The 17,174-nt window shown below is 60.0% G+C and carries 15 protein-coding genes; 11 read left to right on the top strand and 4 right to left on the bottom strand.

Annotation, left to right across the window (positions count from 1 at the left end):
• Positions 1-58: 58 nt before the first annotated feature.
• From PSEST_RS11335 to PSEST_RS11325, 3 genes are read right to left on the bottom strand one after another with little or no spacing between them, the layout of a single operon-like run.
• On the bottom strand, positions 59-1,042 hold the full coding sequence (locus PSEST_RS11335; protein ID WP_015277114.1) for an alpha-L-glutamate ligase-like protein: 984 nt from the start codon (positions 1,040-1,042) through the stop codon (positions 59-61).
• A 3-nt stretch (positions 1,043-1,045) separates the two neighbouring features.
• Entirely contained in the window at positions 1,046-2,572 is a 1,527-nt protein-coding gene (locus PSEST_RS11330; RefSeq protein WP_015277113.1) for an inactive transglutaminase family protein, read from the bottom strand.
• A gap of 5 nt (positions 2,573-2,577) precedes the next feature.
• Positions 2,578-3,114: an ATP-dependent zinc protease gene (locus PSEST_RS11325; protein ID WP_041756639.1), complete on the bottom strand. Its 537-nt coding sequence runs from the start codon at positions 3,112-3,114 to the stop codon at positions 2,578-2,580.
• Between the two features lie 267 nt (positions 3,115-3,381).
• On the opposite strand from PSEST_RS11325, the gene PSEST_RS11320 reads away from it, so the two are divergent.
• From PSEST_RS11320 to prpF, 5 genes are all read left to right on the top strand, one after another.
• Positions 3,382-4,107: a GntR family transcriptional regulator gene (locus PSEST_RS11320; RefSeq protein ID WP_015277111.1), complete on the top strand. Its 726-nt coding sequence runs from the start codon at positions 3,382-3,384 to the stop codon at positions 4,105-4,107.
• Positions 4,104-4,997: a methylisocitrate lyase gene (gene prpB, locus PSEST_RS11315; RefSeq protein WP_015277110.1), complete on the top strand. Its 894-nt coding sequence runs from the start codon at positions 4,104-4,106 to the stop codon at positions 4,995-4,997. Before PSEST_RS11320 ends, prpB begins: the two co-directional genes overlap by 4 nt.
• Before the next feature lie 92 nt (positions 4,998-5,089).
• Complete coding sequence (gene prpC / locus PSEST_RS11310) at positions 5,090-6,217, top strand: bifunctional 2-methylcitrate synthase/citrate synthase (RefSeq protein ID WP_015277109.1); 1,128 nt, start codon at positions 5,090-5,092, stop codon at positions 6,215-6,217.
• A gap of 74 nt (positions 6,218-6,291) precedes the next feature.
• Positions 6,292-8,895, top strand: a complete 2,604-nt coding sequence (gene acnD / locus PSEST_RS11305; protein ID WP_015277108.1) for a Fe/S-dependent 2-methylisocitrate dehydratase AcnD — start codon at positions 6,292-6,294, stop codon at positions 8,893-8,895.
• 118 nt (positions 8,896-9,013) lie between these two features.
• Positions 9,014-10,201, top strand: coding sequence for a 2-methylaconitate cis-trans isomerase PrpF (gene prpF, locus PSEST_RS11300; protein WP_015277107.1), 1,188 nt, complete (start codon positions 9,014-9,016; stop codon positions 10,199-10,201).
• 93 nt (positions 10,202-10,294) lie between these two features.
• Here the strand turns inward: prpF and PSEST_RS11295 are convergent, their stop codons facing one another.
• Entirely contained in the window at positions 10,295-11,113 is an 819-nt protein-coding gene (locus PSEST_RS11295) for a pyruvate, water dikinase regulatory protein (RefSeq protein ID WP_015277106.1), read from the bottom strand.
• 154 nt (positions 11,114-11,267) lie between these two features.
• On the opposite strand from PSEST_RS11295, the gene ppsA reads away from it, so the two are divergent.
• The 6 genes from ppsA (at position 11,268) to sigX (ending at position 17,172) form a co-directional block, all read left to right on the top strand.
• Positions 11,268-13,637: a phosphoenolpyruvate synthase gene (gene ppsA, locus PSEST_RS11290; protein WP_015277105.1), complete on the top strand. Its 2,370-nt coding sequence runs from the start codon at positions 11,268-11,270 to the stop codon at positions 13,635-13,637.
• A gap of 166 nt (positions 13,638-13,803) precedes the next feature.
• A complete protein-coding gene (gene rraA, locus PSEST_RS11285) occupies positions 13,804-14,292 on the top strand; it encodes a ribonuclease E activity regulator RraA (RefSeq protein ID WP_015277104.1) in 489 nt (162 codons plus the stop codon).
• 83 nt (positions 14,293-14,375) lie between these two features.
• Entirely contained in the window at positions 14,376-15,371 is a 996-nt protein-coding gene (locus PSEST_RS11280; RefSeq protein WP_015277103.1) for a zinc transporter ZntB, read from the top strand.
• 56 nt (positions 15,372-15,427) lie between these two features.
• Positions 15,428-15,670, top strand: a complete 243-nt coding sequence (locus tag PSEST_RS11275; protein ID WP_015277102.1) for a hypothetical protein — start codon at positions 15,428-15,430, stop codon at positions 15,668-15,670.
• A gap of 2 nt (positions 15,671-15,672) precedes the next feature.
• Complete coding sequence (locus tag PSEST_RS11270) at positions 15,673-16,497, top strand: mechanosensitive ion channel family protein (protein ID WP_015277101.1); 825 nt, start codon at positions 15,673-15,675, stop codon at positions 16,495-16,497.
• A gap of 84 nt (positions 16,498-16,581) precedes the next feature.
• Positions 16,582-17,172, top strand: a complete 591-nt coding sequence (gene sigX / locus PSEST_RS11265) for an RNA polymerase sigma factor SigX (RefSeq protein WP_013982740.1) — start codon at positions 16,582-16,584, stop codon at positions 17,170-17,172.
• The last annotated feature ends 2 nt before the right edge of the window (positions 17,173-17,174 follow it).

Raw genomic sequence — 17,174 nt, 5'->3', positions numbered from 1 at the left:
GGGTCGAATCGGTGCAAGGGCAGCCCGTGAGGATACGCGGCTGCCCGGTTCGCGTCATTCAGGCATGTGGTGGCACGTGCCCGAACAATTCCTGGGAGAACTTCACGCGCTCTTCGGGCGTTTCCTGAATGCCTTTTTCCTTGAGTTCCGCGATGCGGTTCTCGACGGCGTGCGCGCGGTGCGTCAGGCCGCAATCGTTGGCAATCTGGATGTTCAAGCCCGGGCGAGCATTCAGTTCAAGGATCAGCGGGCCCTTGTCCTGATCGAGCACCATGTCGACACCGATGTAGCCAAGTCCGCAGAGCTCGTAGCAGCCAGCGGCAAGCTTCATGAAGCCGTCCCAGTTGGGCAGTTGCACACCATCCACCGCATTGGTGGTGTCCGGGTGCTTGGTGATCTTGTTGTTCAGCCAGGTGCCACGCAGGGTGATGCCGGTAGCCAGATCCACGCCGACCCCGATGGCGCCCTGGTGCAGGTTAGCCTTGCCACCCGACTGGCGGGTCGGCAGGCGCAGCATCGCCATGATCGGGTAACCCATCAGCACGATGATGCGAATGTCCGGCACGCCTTCATAGCTGATGCTCTTGAAGATCGGGTCAGGTGTGACACGGTACTCGATCAGTGCACGGTCGCGATGGCCGCCCAATGAGTAGAGGCCGGTAAGGATGTTGGAAATCTGATGCTCGATCTCGTCGTGCGACATGATCTTGCCGGACACCGTCTTGTAGCGACCTTCGAAACGGTCGGCGATCACCAGGATGCCGTCACCGCCAGCGCCTTGGGCCGGCTTGACGACGAAATCGGTGTGGTCCTTGACGATGTCCTTGAGCTTGTCGATGTCCTTTTCGGTCTCGATGATCCCGTACATCTCCGGCACGTGAATGCCGGCCTCGATCGCGCGCTGCTTGGTGATGATCTTGTCATCGACAATCGGATACAGATTGCGCTTGTTGTACTTGAGCACGTAGTCCGCGTTGCGGCGGTTGATGCCCATGATGCCCTTGGCTTCCAGGGCCTTCCACGTTTTGATCAGACCGAACATGGCTCAATCCTTCAGAAAGGCTTTGAAGCGGAACAGCTCGGTCAGGCGATAGCCGCGATAGCGACCCATCGCCAGCATGAAGCCCACCATGATCAGCAGCACGGCCGGGAAGGTGAAGATGAAGTAGGTCAGCTCCCGGATGTTCATCAGCATGAAGGCCAGGCTCGCAGCGATCAGCGTGCCGACCGCCACCTTGAAGGCATGACCACCGCCGCGCTCTTCCCAGGTGATGGACAGGCGTTCGATGGTCATGGTCAGGATCACCATCGGGAACAGTGACACCGACAGGCCGCGCTCGAGGCCGAGCTTATGGCTGAGCAGGCTGATCACCGCGATCAACACCACGACGAAGGTCAGCACCACCGACAGGCGCGGCAGCATCTGCAGCTTCAGGTGCTCCAGATAGGAGCGCAGCGACAGGCCGAGGGCGGTGATCAGGGTGAACAGGATGATGCCGAAACCGATCTGGGTTTCGCGGAAAGCCAGGGCGATCAGCACGGGGGTAAAGGTGCCGAGGGTCTGCAGGCCGCCGAGGTTGCGCAGGATCAGGATTACCAGTACGCCGATCGGGATCATGATCATGATCTGGTAGGTCTGCTGGGTCTGCAGCGGCAGGCCGTAGAGCGAGTACTCGAGGAAACCGGCTTCGGTGTTCTCATCGGTCAGCTTGGCCAGGCGAATGGCGTTCATCTCGCTGTTGTTCAGGGTGAAGGTCACCTGCGGGTTGCGCCCGCCCTCCAGGCTGATCAGCGGCTCGTCGCCGGTCCACCAGACCAGGCGATCATTCGGCAGGCCCTGCTCGCCGGTGCCTGGGTTGAAGAACAGCCACTTGTCGCCATTGAAGCTGCGCAGCCAGAGCTCCGGTGTCTGCGGCTGGTCGGCGTTCAGGCGGATGGTGTGTACGCGCTCCATCGGCACATGGGCGATGGACAGCAGCAGCTCGATGACGCGGGCCTTGTTCGGGATCGAGGTGTCGCCGCCCAGTAGCAGCTTGACGTTGTCATCGTTGGGGTTGTTGACCCGCTTGATGGCCTCGCTGATGAACGTCTCGACGTCGGCCGAATGCTGACGGATCGGCGAGAGCAGGGCTTCGGCAGCGATCTTTTCTGCGCCTTCGACCGGAATGCTGTCGCGGAAGATCGGCCCAGTAGCCTTGGTCTGTTCGCCGCTGTAGCGCTTGGTCAAAACCAGGCGGTAATAAAGTGTCTGGTTGCCGCTGGCGCGACGGGCGGACCAGGTCACACGGCGGTTGCCGTCGACGCGATTGACGCTGACACCATAGTTGTTGGAGATGAAGCTCTCGTTGAGGCTGACGAACTCCTGATTCAGCGGCGGCACGTACATCTGCAGCTTCACGGGCTCGCGCGGGCTGGCCTGGAATTCGACCTTGGCGTCGATGTTCCACAAGTCATCGGTTTCGTCTTCGGTAACCGGGATGCCCAGTACGAAGATCTGGTAGGCGGTAATCGAAATTCCCAGGGCGACGAGCAGGAAAATCAGGACTTTCAGATGCAGTGTGAGAGCGCGCATGGGTATTACTCGTCAGCGTCAGATTCGTTGAGGCAGCCGGGTTTGCCGGCAATAAAGGTGCGACTTGGGTCCACCAGGGCGCCGAAGCGGGTGAGGGCGTCGGAACCGATCAAAAGTGGGTATTGGAAAGCGGTTCGGTCGGTGAGGTTCACTTCGATGGTGCGTTTAGCTTTCCCCATGCACAGATCGAGCTCGATGACCGGCCGTGCCGTATAGGTTTTTTCCTCTTCCGGGTCGTAGTCGCCGGCGCGGCGCTTGATCCTGCTGATACGCGCCAGCGGGCGTTCGATGGGGTGCGCGTGGGCGCTGTCGACGGCCAGATAGAAGCGCACCCAGGATTCGCCCTTGCGTTTGAATCGCGTGATGTCACGGGCACTAAGTGACGCGGTCTGCGCGCCGGTGTCGAGTTTGCCTTCGACTTCCAGGCCGAAATCCGGCAAGCCGACGTTTTCGGTCAGGCCATAGATCGTCTTGTTTCCAGCCAGGCTGGCGGTGGGCAGGGTCAATACGCAGAACAGCAGGAAGAAGGCTTTAACTCTCATGGAACCTGTTGTCGTGAGGGAAGGGAAGAAACGGCTGGGTACGACGCTGATGCGGCAGGCGGGCGTCCACGGCGCGAAAGGCTGGCATTCTAGCATGCGCCTTTCCGCGCTAGGCAACGGCGGCCGCGGCCTGGGCATGTCTGCGTGCGTTGTAGTCGCCCTCGTACGACTTTAGTAAAGGTGTCGACAATCCAGGGTTGTAGACTGTTGACGAGTTGGCTTATCGGGCGTAGTTTCGCGCCATCTAAACCTGAATTGTCGACAATCATGCTGGATACCGTTGAGCTTCCCCCATCCGTGCAGCAGCTTGATAGTGGAACTCTGTCAGAGCACGTGTTTCGCCTGATTCAGGCCGCTATCGTCAAAGGCGAGATTGCGCCGGGAAGCAAGATATCCGAGCCGGAGCTGGCGCGTACCTATGGCATCAGCCGCGGGCCGCTGCGTGAGGCGATTCATCGGCTGGAAGGGCAGAAACTGCTGGTTCGCGTGCCGCATGTCGGTGCGCGGGTGGTTTCGCTGAGCCATGCCGAGCTGATCGAGCTCTATGAGATTCGTGAATCCCTCGAAGGCATGGCCTGTCGTCTTGCGGCCGAGCGCATGAGCGAGGCAGAAATCGATGATCTGCGCCGGGTGCTGAGCACCCATGAGCGCGACGAAGCGTTCCAGGCCGGCGTCGGTTACTACCAGCAGGAAGGCGATTTCGACTTTCATTACCGGATCATTCAGGGCAGCGGCAATCGCACGCTGGCCAAGCTGCTCTGCGACGAGCTTTACCAGCTTGTGCGCATGTATCGCATCCAGTTCTCCACTACACCGAACCGGCCGCACCAGGCCTTCGCCGAACACCATCGAATTCTCGACGCCATCGCCGAGCGCGACGGTGAGCTGGCGGAGCTGTTGATGCGGCGGCATATCGCTGCTTCCAAGCGCAATGTCGAGCGCCATTTCAAGGGCGCTCTTGAACAAACACCACACAAAAGGGGTAATGCATGACTCTTCCTTCTGCCGGTCAGCGTTTCCGTGACGCCGTGGCCAGTGAGCATCCGCTGCAGGTCGTCGGCGCGATCAATGCCAACCACGCGCTGCTGGCCAAGCGTGCCGGCTTCAAGGCCATCTACCTGTCCGGTGGCGGTGTCGCGGCGGGTTCCCTAGGGCTACCGGATCTCGGCATCACCGGTCTTGATGATGTGCTGACCGACGTACGTCGTATTACCGACGTCTGCGATCTGCCGCTGCTGGTGGATGTCGACACCGGCTTCGGTTCATCGGCCTTCAACGTGGCGCGCACCGTCAAGTCGATGATCAAGTTCGGCGCGGCGGCGATCCACATCGAAGACCAGGTCGGCGCCAAGCGCTGCGGTCATCGTCCGAACAAGGAGATCGTTTCCCAGCAGGAGATGGTCGACCGCATCAAGGCCGCCGTCGATGCGCGTACCGATGACAGCTTCGTGATCATGGCGCGTACCGATGCGCTGGCCGTGGAAGGTCTCAATTCCGCACTGGATCGTGCCGCCGCCTGCATCGAGGCCGGTGCTGACATGATCTTCCCGGAGGCCATCACCGAGCTGGCGATGTACAAGACCTTCGCCGATCGCGTGAAGGCGCCGATCCTGGCCAACATCACCGAATTCGGTGCCACGCCGCTGTACACCACCGAAGAGCTGGCTAGCGTCGACGTTTCTCTGGTGCTCTATCCGCTGTCGGCCTTCCGCGCCATGAACAAGGCGGCCGAGAACGTCTACACCGCGCTGCGCCGTGACGGTACGCAGAAGAATGTGATCGACACCATGCAGACCCGCATGGAGCTCTACGATCGCATCAACTACCACGCCTTCGAGCAGCACCTCGATTCGTTGTTTGCGCAGAAAAAAAAAGCTGAGTAAGCAGGCCCCGCCAGTTGTTGGTGGGGCTTTAGCGACCCATTTTTCCAACGTGATTTTGCAGTATCCAGAACAAATCCAAGAAGGAGATAGCAATGGCTGAAGCAAAAGTACTGAGTGGTGCTGGTCTGCGTGGACAGATCGCCGGACAGACTGCCCTGTGCACCGTCGGCAAGACCGGCGCTGGCTTGACCTACCGCGGTTACGACGTGCGTGATCTGGCCGCCGAGTGCGATTTCGAGGAAGTTGCCTATCTGCTGTTCTACGGTGAGCTGCCAACTGCCCAGCAACTGGCGGACTACAAGAATCGCCTGAAAACCATGCGTGACCTGCCTCAGGCTCTCAAGGAAGTGCTCGAGCGTATTCCGGCAAATGCCCATCCGATGGATGTCATGCGTACCGGTTCTTCCGTGCTCGGTACTCTGGAGCCGGAAGTCAGCTTCGAGCAGCAGCGTGATGTGGCAGAGCGCCTGATGGCCGCCTTCCCGGCGATCATGTGCTACTGGTATCGCTTCACCCACGACGGTGTGCGTATCAACTGCACCAGCGATGAAGACACTCTGGGTGGTCATTTCCTCGCGCTGCTGCATGACAAGAAGCCGAGCGACCTGCACGTCAAGGTCATGAACGTCTCGCTGATCCTCTACGCCGAGCACGAGTTCAACGCCTCGACCTTTACCGCCCGTGTTTGTGCTTCGACGCTGTCCGACCTCTATTCCTGTGTGACCGGTGCCATCGGTTCGCTGCGCGGCCCGCTGCATGGCGGCGCCAACGAAGCGGCGATGGACATGATCGAGCAGTGGACGAGCCCGGAAGAAGCGCGTGAAGCGATTCTCGGCATGCTCGAGCGCAAGGACAAGATCATGGGCTTTGGCCACGCGATCTACAGCGTTTCCGATCCGCGCAACGAGGTCATCAAGGTCTGGGCCAAGAAGCTCGCTGACGAAGTGGGCGATACCGTGCTCTATCCGGTCTCGGTCGCCGTCGACGAAACCATGTGGGAGCAGAAGAAGCTGTTCCCGAACGCCGACTTCTACCATGCCTCCGCCTATCACTTCATGGGCATCCCGACCAAGCTGTTCACGCCGATCTTCGTCTGCTCGCGCGTCACCGGCTGGGCGTCCCATGTGTTCGAACAACGCAGCAACAACCGGATCATTCGGCCGAGCGCCGAGTACATCGGTCCGGAACAGCGCAAGGTTGTCCCGATCGCCCAGCGCTGATCGGAGCTGGGGGCTCGCAACACGGGCTCCCAGGCCTTGCCCCTCGAATCATTACTGGATTGAGTTCTTCCGGCATGAATACAGAACACCGCAAACCTTTGCCAGGTACTGGGCTTGACTACTTCGACACCCGTGAGGCGATCGAAGCCATCCAGCCCGGTTCCTACGACAAGCTGCCCTATACCTCCCGCGTACTTGCCGAACAGCTGGTGCGTCGCTGTGAGCCCGAAGCGCTGACCGATTCGCTGAAGCAGATCATCGAGCGCAAGCGCGACCTCGATTTCCCCTGGTACCCGGCGCGCGTGGTTTGTCACGACATCCTCGGCCAGACTGCGCTGGTCGATCTCGCCGGCCTGCGTGATGCGATCGCAGAGCAGGGTGGCGACCCGGCGAAGGTCAATCCGGTGGTGCCGACGCAGCTGATCGTCGACCACTCGCTGGCGGTGGAATTTGCCGGTTTCGATCCGGATGCGTTCGAGAAGAATCGCGCCGTCGAGGAGCGTCGCAACGAGGACCGCTTCCACTTTATCGAGTGGACCAAAACGGCGTTTAAAAACGTCGACGTGATCCCCGCCGGCAACGGCATCATGCACCAGATCAACCTGGAGAAGATGTCGCCGGTGATCCAGGCGCGCGGTGGCGTGGCCTTCCCGGATACCTGTGTCGGCACCGACTCGCACACCCCGCACGTCGATGCGCTGGGCGTCATCGCCATCGGTGTCGGCGGCCTGGAAGCCGAAACCGTGATGCTTGGCCTGCCGTCGATGATGCGCCTGCCCGACATCGTCGGTGTGCGTCTGACTGGCAAGCGTCAGCCAGGTATTACCGCGACCGATATCGTCCTCGCGCTGACCGAGTTCCTGCGCAAGGAACGTGTGGTCGGAGCCTGGGTCGAGTTCTTTGGTGAAGGCGCCGACAGCCTGACCATCGGTGATCGCGCGACCATTTCCAACATGTGCCCGGAATACGGCGCAACTGCTTCGATGTTCTACATCGATCAGCAGACCATCGACTACCTCAAGCTGACCGGCCGTGAGCCGGAGCAGGTCGCCCTGGTCGAGCAGTACGCTAAGGAAACTGGCCTGTGGGCAACCGCTCTCGAAGGTGCCGAGTACGAGCGCGTGCTCGAGTTCGATCTGTCCAGCGTCGTGCGCAACATGGCTGGCCCTTCCAACCCGCACAAGCGCCTGCCGACTTCGGCGCTGCACGAGCGCGGCATTGCCGATGAAGACAAGCTGGCTGCAGCGCGCGCCGAAGAGGCCGAAGGTCTGCTGCCCGATGGTGCCGTGATCATTGCCGCCATCACCAGCTGCACCAACACCTCCAACCCGCGTAACGTGGTGGCCGCCGGTCTGCTTGCGAAGAAGGCCAACGAGCTGGGTCTGGTGCGCAAGCCTTGGGTGAAGACCTCCTTCGCGCCGGGCTCCAAGGTCGCCAAACTGTATCTGGAAGAGGCCGGTCTGCTGAGCGAGCTGGAAAAGCTTGGTTTCGGCATCGTCGCCTACGCCTGCACCACCTGCAACGGCATGTCCGGTGCGCTGGATCCGGTGATCCAGCAGGAGATCATCGAGCGCGACCTGTATGCCACCGCGGTCCTCTCTGGCAACCGCAACTTCGATGGCCGTATCCACCCTTACGCCAAGCAGGCATTCCTTGCCTCGCCGCCACTGGTGGTTGCCTACGCCATCGCCGGGACCGTGCGCTTTGACATCGAGCAGGATGTGCTGGGCACCGACAAGAACGGCAACCCGATCACCCTGAAGGACCTCTGGCCGTCCGACGAAGAGATCGACGCCATCGTCGCGTCCTCGGTAAAGCCTGAGCAGTTCAAGCAGATCTACATCCCGATGTTCGATCTGGGCACCATCGAGGAAGCCAAGAGCCCGCTGTACGACTGGCGTCCGATGTCCACCTACATCCGTCGTCCGCCGTACTGGGAAGGCGCGCTGGCTGGCGAGCGTACGCTCAAGGGTATGCGTCCGCTGGCGATCCTGCCAGACAACATCACCACCGATCACCTGTCGCCATCCAACGCAATCCTGCTGGATTCGGCCGCCGGTGAGTACCTGGCGAAGATGGGCCTGCCCGAGGAAGACTTCAACTCCTATGCCACCCATCGCGGCGACCACCTGACTGCGCAGCGCGCGACGTTCGCCAACCCGCAGTTGGTCAACGAGATGGCGGTGGTCGACGGCAAGGCGCAGAAGGGTTCGCTGGCCCGCGTCGAGCCGGAGGGCAAGGTGATGCGCATGTGGGAAGCCATCGAAACCTACATGAACCGCAAGCAGAACCTGATCATCGTCGCCGGTGCCGACTACGGTCAGGGCAGCTCGCGCGACTGGGCGGCCAAAGGCGTACGCCTGGCCGGTGTCGAGGTGATCGTCGCCGAAGGCTTTGAGCGTATCCACCGCACCAATCTGGTCGGCATGGGCGTGCTGCCGGTCGAGTTCAAGCCAGGCACCACGCGCCTGACGCTTGGCCTCGATGGCACCGAAACCTTCGATATCGAAGGCGAGCTGTCGCCGCGCTGCGATCTGACCCTGGTCATTCACCACATGAGCGGTGAAGAAACCCGCGTCCCGGTCACCTGCCGTCTCGACACCGCGGCCGAAGTCAGCGTGTATCAGGCTGGCGGCGTGCTGCAGCGTTTCGCCAAGGACTTCCTCGGTCAGGCGTGACTACCAATCGGCCGCTCTGCTTCGGTGCAACCTCATGTACTGAAGCGGGGCGGCGATTGCATCTTTCATCTGCGCTGCGGCCAGCCGGTGGCAGCGGTTTCATGAGGACGAGATTTCCATGGCTCATGTATCCCAGGTCAGAATTCCCGCGACCTATATGCGTGGTGGCACCAGCAAGGGCGTGTTCTTCCGGCTGCAAGACCTTCCGGAAAGCTGTCAGGTGCCCGGCGCGGCGCGCGACAAGCTGTTCATGCGCGTGATCGGCAGCCCCGATCCGTACTCGGCGCATATCGACGGCATGGGTGGCGCCACGTCCAGCACCAGCAAGTGCGTGATCCTGTCAAAAAGCACTCGGCCTGATCACGATGTCGAGTACCTCTATGGTCAGGTGTCGATCGACAAGCCGTTCGTCGACTGGAGTGGCAACTGCGGCAACCTTTCGACCGGTGCTGGTGCGTTTGCGCTGCATGCAGGGCTGGTGGATGCCGAGCGTATTCCGCAGAACGGTACCTGTGTGGTGCGGATCTGGCAGGCCAACATCGGCAAAACCATCATTGCCCATGTGCCGGTCACTGATGGCCAGGCGCAGGAAACTGGCGATTTCGAGCTGGACGGCGTGACCTTCCCGGCTGCCGAGATCGTGCTCGAATTCCTCGATCCGTCGGATGATGGCGAGGAGGGCGGCTCGATGTTCCCTACCGGCAATCTCGTGGATGAGCTGGAGGTGCCTGGGGTCGGTACGCTCAAGGCGACCATGATCAGCGCCGGCATCCCGACGGTGTTCGTCAATGCCGAGGATATCGGCTACCAGGGCACCGAGCTGCGCGAGGACATCAACGGCAACCCCGAGGCGCTGGCGCGGCTGGAGGCGATTCGTGTGGCCGGTGCCTTGCGCATGGGTTTGATCAAGACCGCTGAAGAGGCACTGACCCGGCAACACACGCCAAAGGTCGCCTTTGTTTCCCGGCCGAAAAGCTATCGGGCCTCCAGCGGAAAGACCATCGATGCAGCTGAGGTCGATCTGCTCGTGCGGGCGTTGTCGATGGGCAAGCTGCACCACGCGATGATGGGTACCTGCGCGGTGGCCATCGGCACAGCGGCGGCCGTTCCCGGTACGCTGGTCAATCTTGCTGCAGGCGGCGGTGAACGCCAGGCCGTGCGCTTCGGGCATCCGTCCGGCACGCTGCGGGTTGGGGCCGAGGCGAAACAGGTCGACGGCCAGTGGACCGTTACCAAAGCGATCATGAGTCGCAGCGCGCGGGTATTGATGGAGGGCTGGGTTCGCGTGCCAGGCGACGCGTTCTGATGGACTTCCGAGCGCCGACAACTGAATTCTTCTAGCTGAAAAACGCAAAAAGTCCGCACCAAGCGGACTTTTTGTTGTCTAGCGAAGCGGCGGTTATTTGAGTCGACGCTCGACGCCTTTCTCCACGAGGATCTTTGCGGAGATTTCCTCGACAGAGAAATGGGTCGAGTTGATGTAGTTGATGTTCTCGCGGCGGAAGAGATTTTCCACTTCGCGAACTTCGAACTCGCACTGGGCGAAACTGGCGTAACGACTGTTGGGTTTACGCTCGTGGCGAATGGCAGCCAGGCGGTCGGGATCAATGGTCAGGCCGAACAGCTTGTCCTTGTACTCCTTGAGCACGCTGGGCAGCTGCAGGCGCTCCATGTCGTCCTCGGTCAGCGGGTAGTTGGCGGCGCGGATGCCGTACTGCATCGCCATGTACAGACAAGTAGGCGTCTTGCCGCAGCGGGAAACGCCCACGAGGATCAGGTCGGCCTTGTCGTAATAGCGGGTGCGGGCGCCATCGTCGTTATCGAGCGCGAAGTTGACCGCGTCGATACGCTCCATGTAGTTGGCGTTGTGGCTGATGGAGTGGGATTTACCAACGGAATACGAGGAACGTGACATCAGCTCATGTTCCAACGGAGCAAGGAACGAAGAGAAGATGTCGATCATGAAGCCATTGGATTCGGCCAGAATGTCACGGATTTCCTGGTTAACCAGCGTGTCGAAGATGATCGGCCGGCCACCGTCCTTTTCCGCGGCATTATTGATTTGCTGTACCATGGCCCGCGCTTTTTCCGCGGTGTCTATGTACGGGCGGGTCAGTTTCGTGAAGGTTATGTTCTCGAACTGTGCCAGAAGACTCTGGCCCAGGGTTTCTGCGGTGATGCCTGTGCCGTCCGAAATGAAGAAAGCAGTTCGTTTCATGTGCCTTGGGCCTTAAGTCGAGAACGGTTCCCAGCTATAGTAGGCCCTTCGCCGAGCCCGGTTGGCGGGCATTGTTACTTATTTTGCAGGGTCGGGCCACAGTCGTGCGGCCGGGCCCCGGTTGAGTTTCCAACACTAATGTGGAGAGATCACCTTGGTAGAGTACGTAGTTTCCCTCGATAAGCTCGGCAATCATGACGTTGAGCGTGTAGGGGGCAAGAACGCCTCCCTCGGCGAGATGATCAGCAACCTCGCGGGCGCGGGTGTTTCGGTGCCTGGCGGTTTCGCCACTACGGCCCAGGCCTATCGTGATTTCATGGAGCTCAGCGGTCTCAATGAGCAGATCCATGCGCTTCTCGATGCGCTGGACGTGGATGACGTGAACGCCCTCGCCAAAGCCGGCGCGCAGATTCGCGGTTGGGTGATGGAAGCACAGTTCCCGCCGCAACTGGATGCCGATATCCGCACCGCCTTCGCGGAGATGTCCGGCGGCAATGACAACATGGCAGTCGCGGTGCGTTCCTCGGCTACCGCAGAAGACCTGCCGGATGCTTCGTTCGCCGGTCAGCAGGAAACCTTCCTCAACATCCGCGGCGTGGACAACGTGATCCGCGCGACCAAGGAAGTGTTCGCCTCGCTGTTCAATGACCGTGCCATTGCTTACCGCGTGCACCAGGGCTTCGATCACAAGCTGGTCGCCCTGTCTGCCGGTGTGCAGCGCATGGTGCGTTCGGAAACCGGCACCGCCGGTGTCATGTTCACGCTGGATACCGAATCCGGCTTCCGTGACGTGGTGTTCATCACCGGTGCTTACGGCCTGGGTGAGACGGTCGTTCAGGGCGCGGTCAATCCGGACGAATTCTACGTGCACAAGCACACCCTGGAAGCCGGACGTCCCGCCATCCTGCGCCGCAACCTGGGCAGCAAGGCGATCAAGATGGTGTACGGCGCTGAAGCCAGCGCCGGCAAGTCGGTCAAGACTGTCGATGTCGATCAGGCCGATCGCATGCGCTTCTGCCTGACGGACGAAGAAGTGACCAACCTCGCCAAGCAGGCGATGACCATCGAGAAACACTACGGTCGTCCGATGGACATCGAATGGGCCAAAGATGGCGATGACAACCAGCTGTATATCGTCCAGGCGCGTCCGGAAACCGTTAAGAGCCGCAGCAGCGCCAATGTCATGGAGCGCTACCTGCTGAAGGAAAAAGGCACCGTGCTGGTCGAAGGCCGTGCCATCGGTCAACGCATCGGCGCTGGCCCGGTCAAGGTCATCCACGACGTCAGCGAAATGGACAAGGTCCAGCCGGGCGACGTGCTGGTTTCCGACATGACCGACCCGGATTGGGAGCCGGTGATGAAGCGTGCCAGCGCCATCGTCACCAACCGTGGCGGGCGTACTTGCCATGCGGCGATCATCGCCCGCGAGCTGGGCATTCCCGCTGTGGTGGGTTGCGGTAACGCTACCGAGCTGCTGAAAGACGGCCAGCGCGTGACCGTTTCCTGCGCCGAAGGCGACACCGGCCTGATCTTCGATGGTGAGCTGGGCTTCGACATTCGCCAGAACTCCATCGACGCCATGCCGGAACTGCCGTTCAAGATCATGATGAACGTCGGCAATCCTGACCGTGCCTTCGACTTCGCGCATCTGCCGAACGAAGGCGTCGGCCTGGCGCGTCTCGAGTTCATCATCAACCGCATGATCGGCGTGCACCCCAAGGCGCTGCTGAACTTCGAAGGCCTGCCGGCCGATGTGAAGAGCAGCGTCGAGAAGCGCATTGCAGGCTACGACGATCCCGTCAATTTCTACGTCGAGAAGCTGGTCGAGGGCGTAAGTACCCTGGCAGCCGCCTTCTGGCCGAAGAAGGTCATCGTGCGCCTGTCGGACTTCAAGTCCAATGAATACGCCAACCTGATCGGCGGCAAGCTGTACGAGCCGGAAGAAGAAAACCCGATGCTGGGCTTCCGCGGTGCCTCGCGTTACATCAGTGACTCGTTCCGCGACTGCTTCGAGCTCGAATGCCGCGCGATGAAGAAGGTCCGCGACGTCATGGGTCTGACCAACGTCGAGCTGATGGTTCCCTTCGTGCGCACCCTGGGCGAAGCCTCGCAGGTCATCGATCTGTTGGCGAAGTACGGCCTCAAGCGTGGCGAGAATGGCCTACGCGTCATCATGATGTGCGAGCTGCCGTCCAACGCTCTGCTGGCAGATGAGTTCCTGGAGTTCTTCGATGGTTTCTCCATCGGCTCGAACGACATGACTCAGCTGACCCTGGGTCTGGACCGCGACTCCGGCATCATCGCCCACTTGTTCGACGAGCGTAACCCGGCGGTGAAGAAGCTGCTCGCCAACGCCATCCAGGCCTGCAACAAGGCCGGCAAGTACATCGGTATCTGTGGTCAGGGACCATCGGATCACCCTGACTTGGCCAAGTGGCTGATGGAGCAGGGCATCGAGAGCGTATCCCTCAACCCGGATTCGGTTCTCGACACCTGGTTCTTCCTCGCCGACCGTGAGATCTAACGGTTGAGTCGGTAACGAAAACGGGGCGTCAGCCCCGTTTTTGTTGGTGCTGAATAATCGTCATTCCAGCGATTTCGTTCCGCCTAGAGCGTTCAGCGGCTAATATGCGCGCCTATATGGCTGTACGCTGGATGTCGCCGTAATTTCCAAGCAGAAGGAGCTTTCCATGCAATACGTCACGCCTGATCTGTGCGACGCCTATCCGGAACTCGTGCAAGTCGTCGAACCGCTGTTCAGCAACTTCGGTGGCCGCGATTCCTTTGGTGGTGAGATCGTGACCATCAAATGCTTCGAGGACAATTCCCTGGTCAAGGATCAGGTTGATGTCGACGGCACCGGCAAGGTGCTGGTGGTCGATGGTGGCGGCTCGCTCCGTCGCGCCTTGCTGGGCGACATGCTTGCAGAGAAAGCGGCACGCAACGGCTGGGAAGGTCTGGTCATTTATGGCTGTGTGCGGGATGTCGATGTCCTCGCGCAGACCGAGCTTGGCGTTCAGGCGCTGGCCAGTCATCCGATGAAAACCGACAAGCGCGGCATCGGTGATCTCAATGTTCCGGTGACCTTCTGTGGCGTGACGTTTCGCCCGGGCGAGTACGTGTATGCCGATAACAACGGCATCATCGTATCGCCTGAGCCGCTGTCGGTGCCGGAGTAAAAGGCCGCGTAAACGGCTGCGTCAGTCATTACCCTTGAGCCCGGCGATGCCGGGCTTTTCATGAGCAACGACGGAACGGATAGATGCGGGAAACCGAAAACGACCAGTGCGGGTTGATCCATGCCTTCGTTTTAGATGGCAGCGGTGGTGCGCGGCAGGTCGGTTACAGCGATCTGGCCGAGCTGCAGCTTGCCGCTTGCGAGAGCATCTGGTTGCACTGGGATCGTGGGCAGCCGCAGGCGCATGAGTGGCTACGTAGGCACAGCGGGCTCAGTCCTTTCGCCTGTGACGTTCTGCTCGAGGAAAACACGCGGCCGCGCATGCTGACGCTTCCACATGAAGAGCTGCTGCTGTTTTTGCGCGGGGTGAACCTGAATCCCGACGCGGAGCCGGAGGACATGGTTTCCGTGCGCGTCTTCGCCGATCGGCAGCGGGTCATCTCCCTTCGGCTGAGACCGCTGCGCTCAACTGATGTGGTCATTCGGTTACTGACGGAGGGTAGGGGGCCGAAGTCGGCGTCCGAGCTTCTTCTTTATCTGGCTGAGGCGATGACGGACCGCGTAGACGATCTGGTCATGCAGCTGGGTGAGCGAATCGACGACGAAGAGGAGGCGCTTGAAAGTAACGAGCGCTATACACCGGAGCACGATTCGATGCTCTCCCTGCGCAGGCAGGCGGCAGGGCTGCGTCGCTTCCTGCTACCCCAGCGAGAGCTTTACGGACAGCTGACGCGCCATCGGCTGAGCTGGTTCGCCGAGGACGATACCGAGTACTGGAATGAGCTGACCAACCGGCTAACCCGCTATCTGGAAGAGCTCGATATGGTTCGTGAGCGGATAAACCTGGTGCTCGAGTCGGAGCACCGCAGACTCAGCGAGCGAATGAACCGCACCATGTACCTGCTTGCTATCATTACCGGCTTTTTCCTGCCGCTGAGCTTTCTGACCGGGTTGCTCGGGATCAATGTCGGGGGCATCCCCGGTGCCGATTTCCCGTATGGATTCGTCGTGGCCTGCGTGCTGATCGGCGGTGTTGCGCTCCTTCAGTGGTGGATCCTGCGTCGGCTGCGTTGGGTTTGAATGTGACTCCTACCCGGTCACAAGCCGTCTAGCCGACATACTTTAGCGAGGTTTGCATGCGCGATCCCTTCGAAGAATCCTTGCGCGACCTGCTCAACAAGCCTTCTGTCCATGACGACGATGCTTGCCTGGGTCGCGTTCTCAAGACGGCCAACCGCCAAGTCGGCGCAGGTGACCTTTTCGCGCTGATCGGGCATTGGCTGCAAGCGTTGATGATGGCCGTCAATAGCGGCAAGGGGCATCTCGCTCCCGTCTCTCGTCGAGAAACCTCCAACCGTTCATTCGATAAGGCTGACTGATCATGGAATTCGATCCCTGGACCCAAAGTCTTCTGGCAGCGATGAGTTCGCTGTGGGCTTCTGTCGCAGGCTTCATCCCCCGGCTTTTCGGCGCCCTGGTCGTGGTATTGCTGGGCTTTGTGGTGGCCAAACTGCTCGATACGCTGCTCTCCAAGGTGCTCGCCAAGGTAGGGTTGGATCGGTTGATGGCGGGCACTGGTCTTACCAAGCTGCTCGGTCGAGCAGGAATACGTATTCCAGTCTCGGCCCTGATCGGCAAGGTGGTGTACTGGTTTGTGCTGCTCATTTTCCTGGTTTCGGCGGCTGAGTCCCTGGGCCTGGAGCGTGTGTCGGCAACGCTGGATATGCTTGCGCTTTACGTACCCAAAGTGTTTGGTGCAGCTTTGATTCTGCTGGCTGGGGTGCTTTTGGCGCAGTTGCTCAGCGGCCTGGTTCGTGGCGCCGCAGAAAGCGTCGGGCTGGACTACGCAAACGGCCTGGCACGAATGGCGCAGGGGCTGGTGATCATCATCAGCATTTCCGTCGCGATCGGACAGCTAGAGGTCAAGACAGAGCTTCTCAACTACGTTATCGCCATCGTGTTGATTACGGTCGGCCTGGCCGTGGCGCTGGCTTTTGGTCTCGGCAGTCGAGAGCTGGTCGCGCAGATACTGGCGGGTATTTATGTTCGCGAACTATATGAGGTGGGGCAGCGTGTCAGTCTTGGTGATCTGGAAGGCCAGATTGAAGAGATTGGTACGGTCAAAACGCTGTTACTGACCGACGATGGAGAGCTGGCTTCGGTCGCCAATAAAGTTCTCCTGGAGCAGCGAGTGGGCAGCCGGTAGCCAGGTGATTCTGGTAAAGTACGTCGCCTTTTTTCCGGTTTCCATGTATGGCGGCCGTGACTTTGACTGCCGGCTCGAAGCGTCTTGACTAAAACCCCATCGTCCATATCGCGCTACGACCCTCGCCAGCTCACCGACGAAGAGCTGGTGCAGCACGCGCATGTCGAGCTGTTTCATATAACGCGCGCTTATGAAGAGCTGATGCGTCGTTATCAGCGCACTTTGTTTAATGTGTGCGCGCGTTATTTGGGAAACGAGCGGGACGCCGACGATGTTTGTCAGGAGGTGATGCTCAAGGTTCTTTATGGCTTGAAAAACTTTGAAGGCAAGTCGAAGTTTAAAACATGGCTATACAGCATCACTTATAACGAATGTATTACTCAATATCGCAAGGAGCGTCGAAAGAGGCGTCTGCTTGATGCGCTCAGTCTGGATCCGCTTGAAGAGGCCTCAGATGAAAAAGCCCCGAAAATCGAAGAAAAGACCGGGCTCGACCGTTGGCTAGTGCATGTGAATCCGATTGATCGGGAAATATTGGTGTTGCGTTTTGTTGCTGAACTCGAGTTTCAGGAAATAGCCGATATCATGCACATGGGTCTAAGCGCAACGAAGATGCGCTACAAGCGTGCACTCGATAAGCTTCGCGAAAAATTTTCCGATACAGCTGAAACTTAATT

The sequence above is a fragment of the Stutzerimonas stutzeri RCH2 genome (genome assembly GCF_000327065.1).
GTDB classification, from domain to species: Bacteria; Pseudomonadota; Gammaproteobacteria; order Pseudomonadales; family Pseudomonadaceae; genus Stutzerimonas; species Stutzerimonas stutzeri_AE.
The sequence above is the reverse complement of the archived record's forward strand: the minus strand, read 5'-3'. Positions and strand labels throughout refer to the sequence as shown.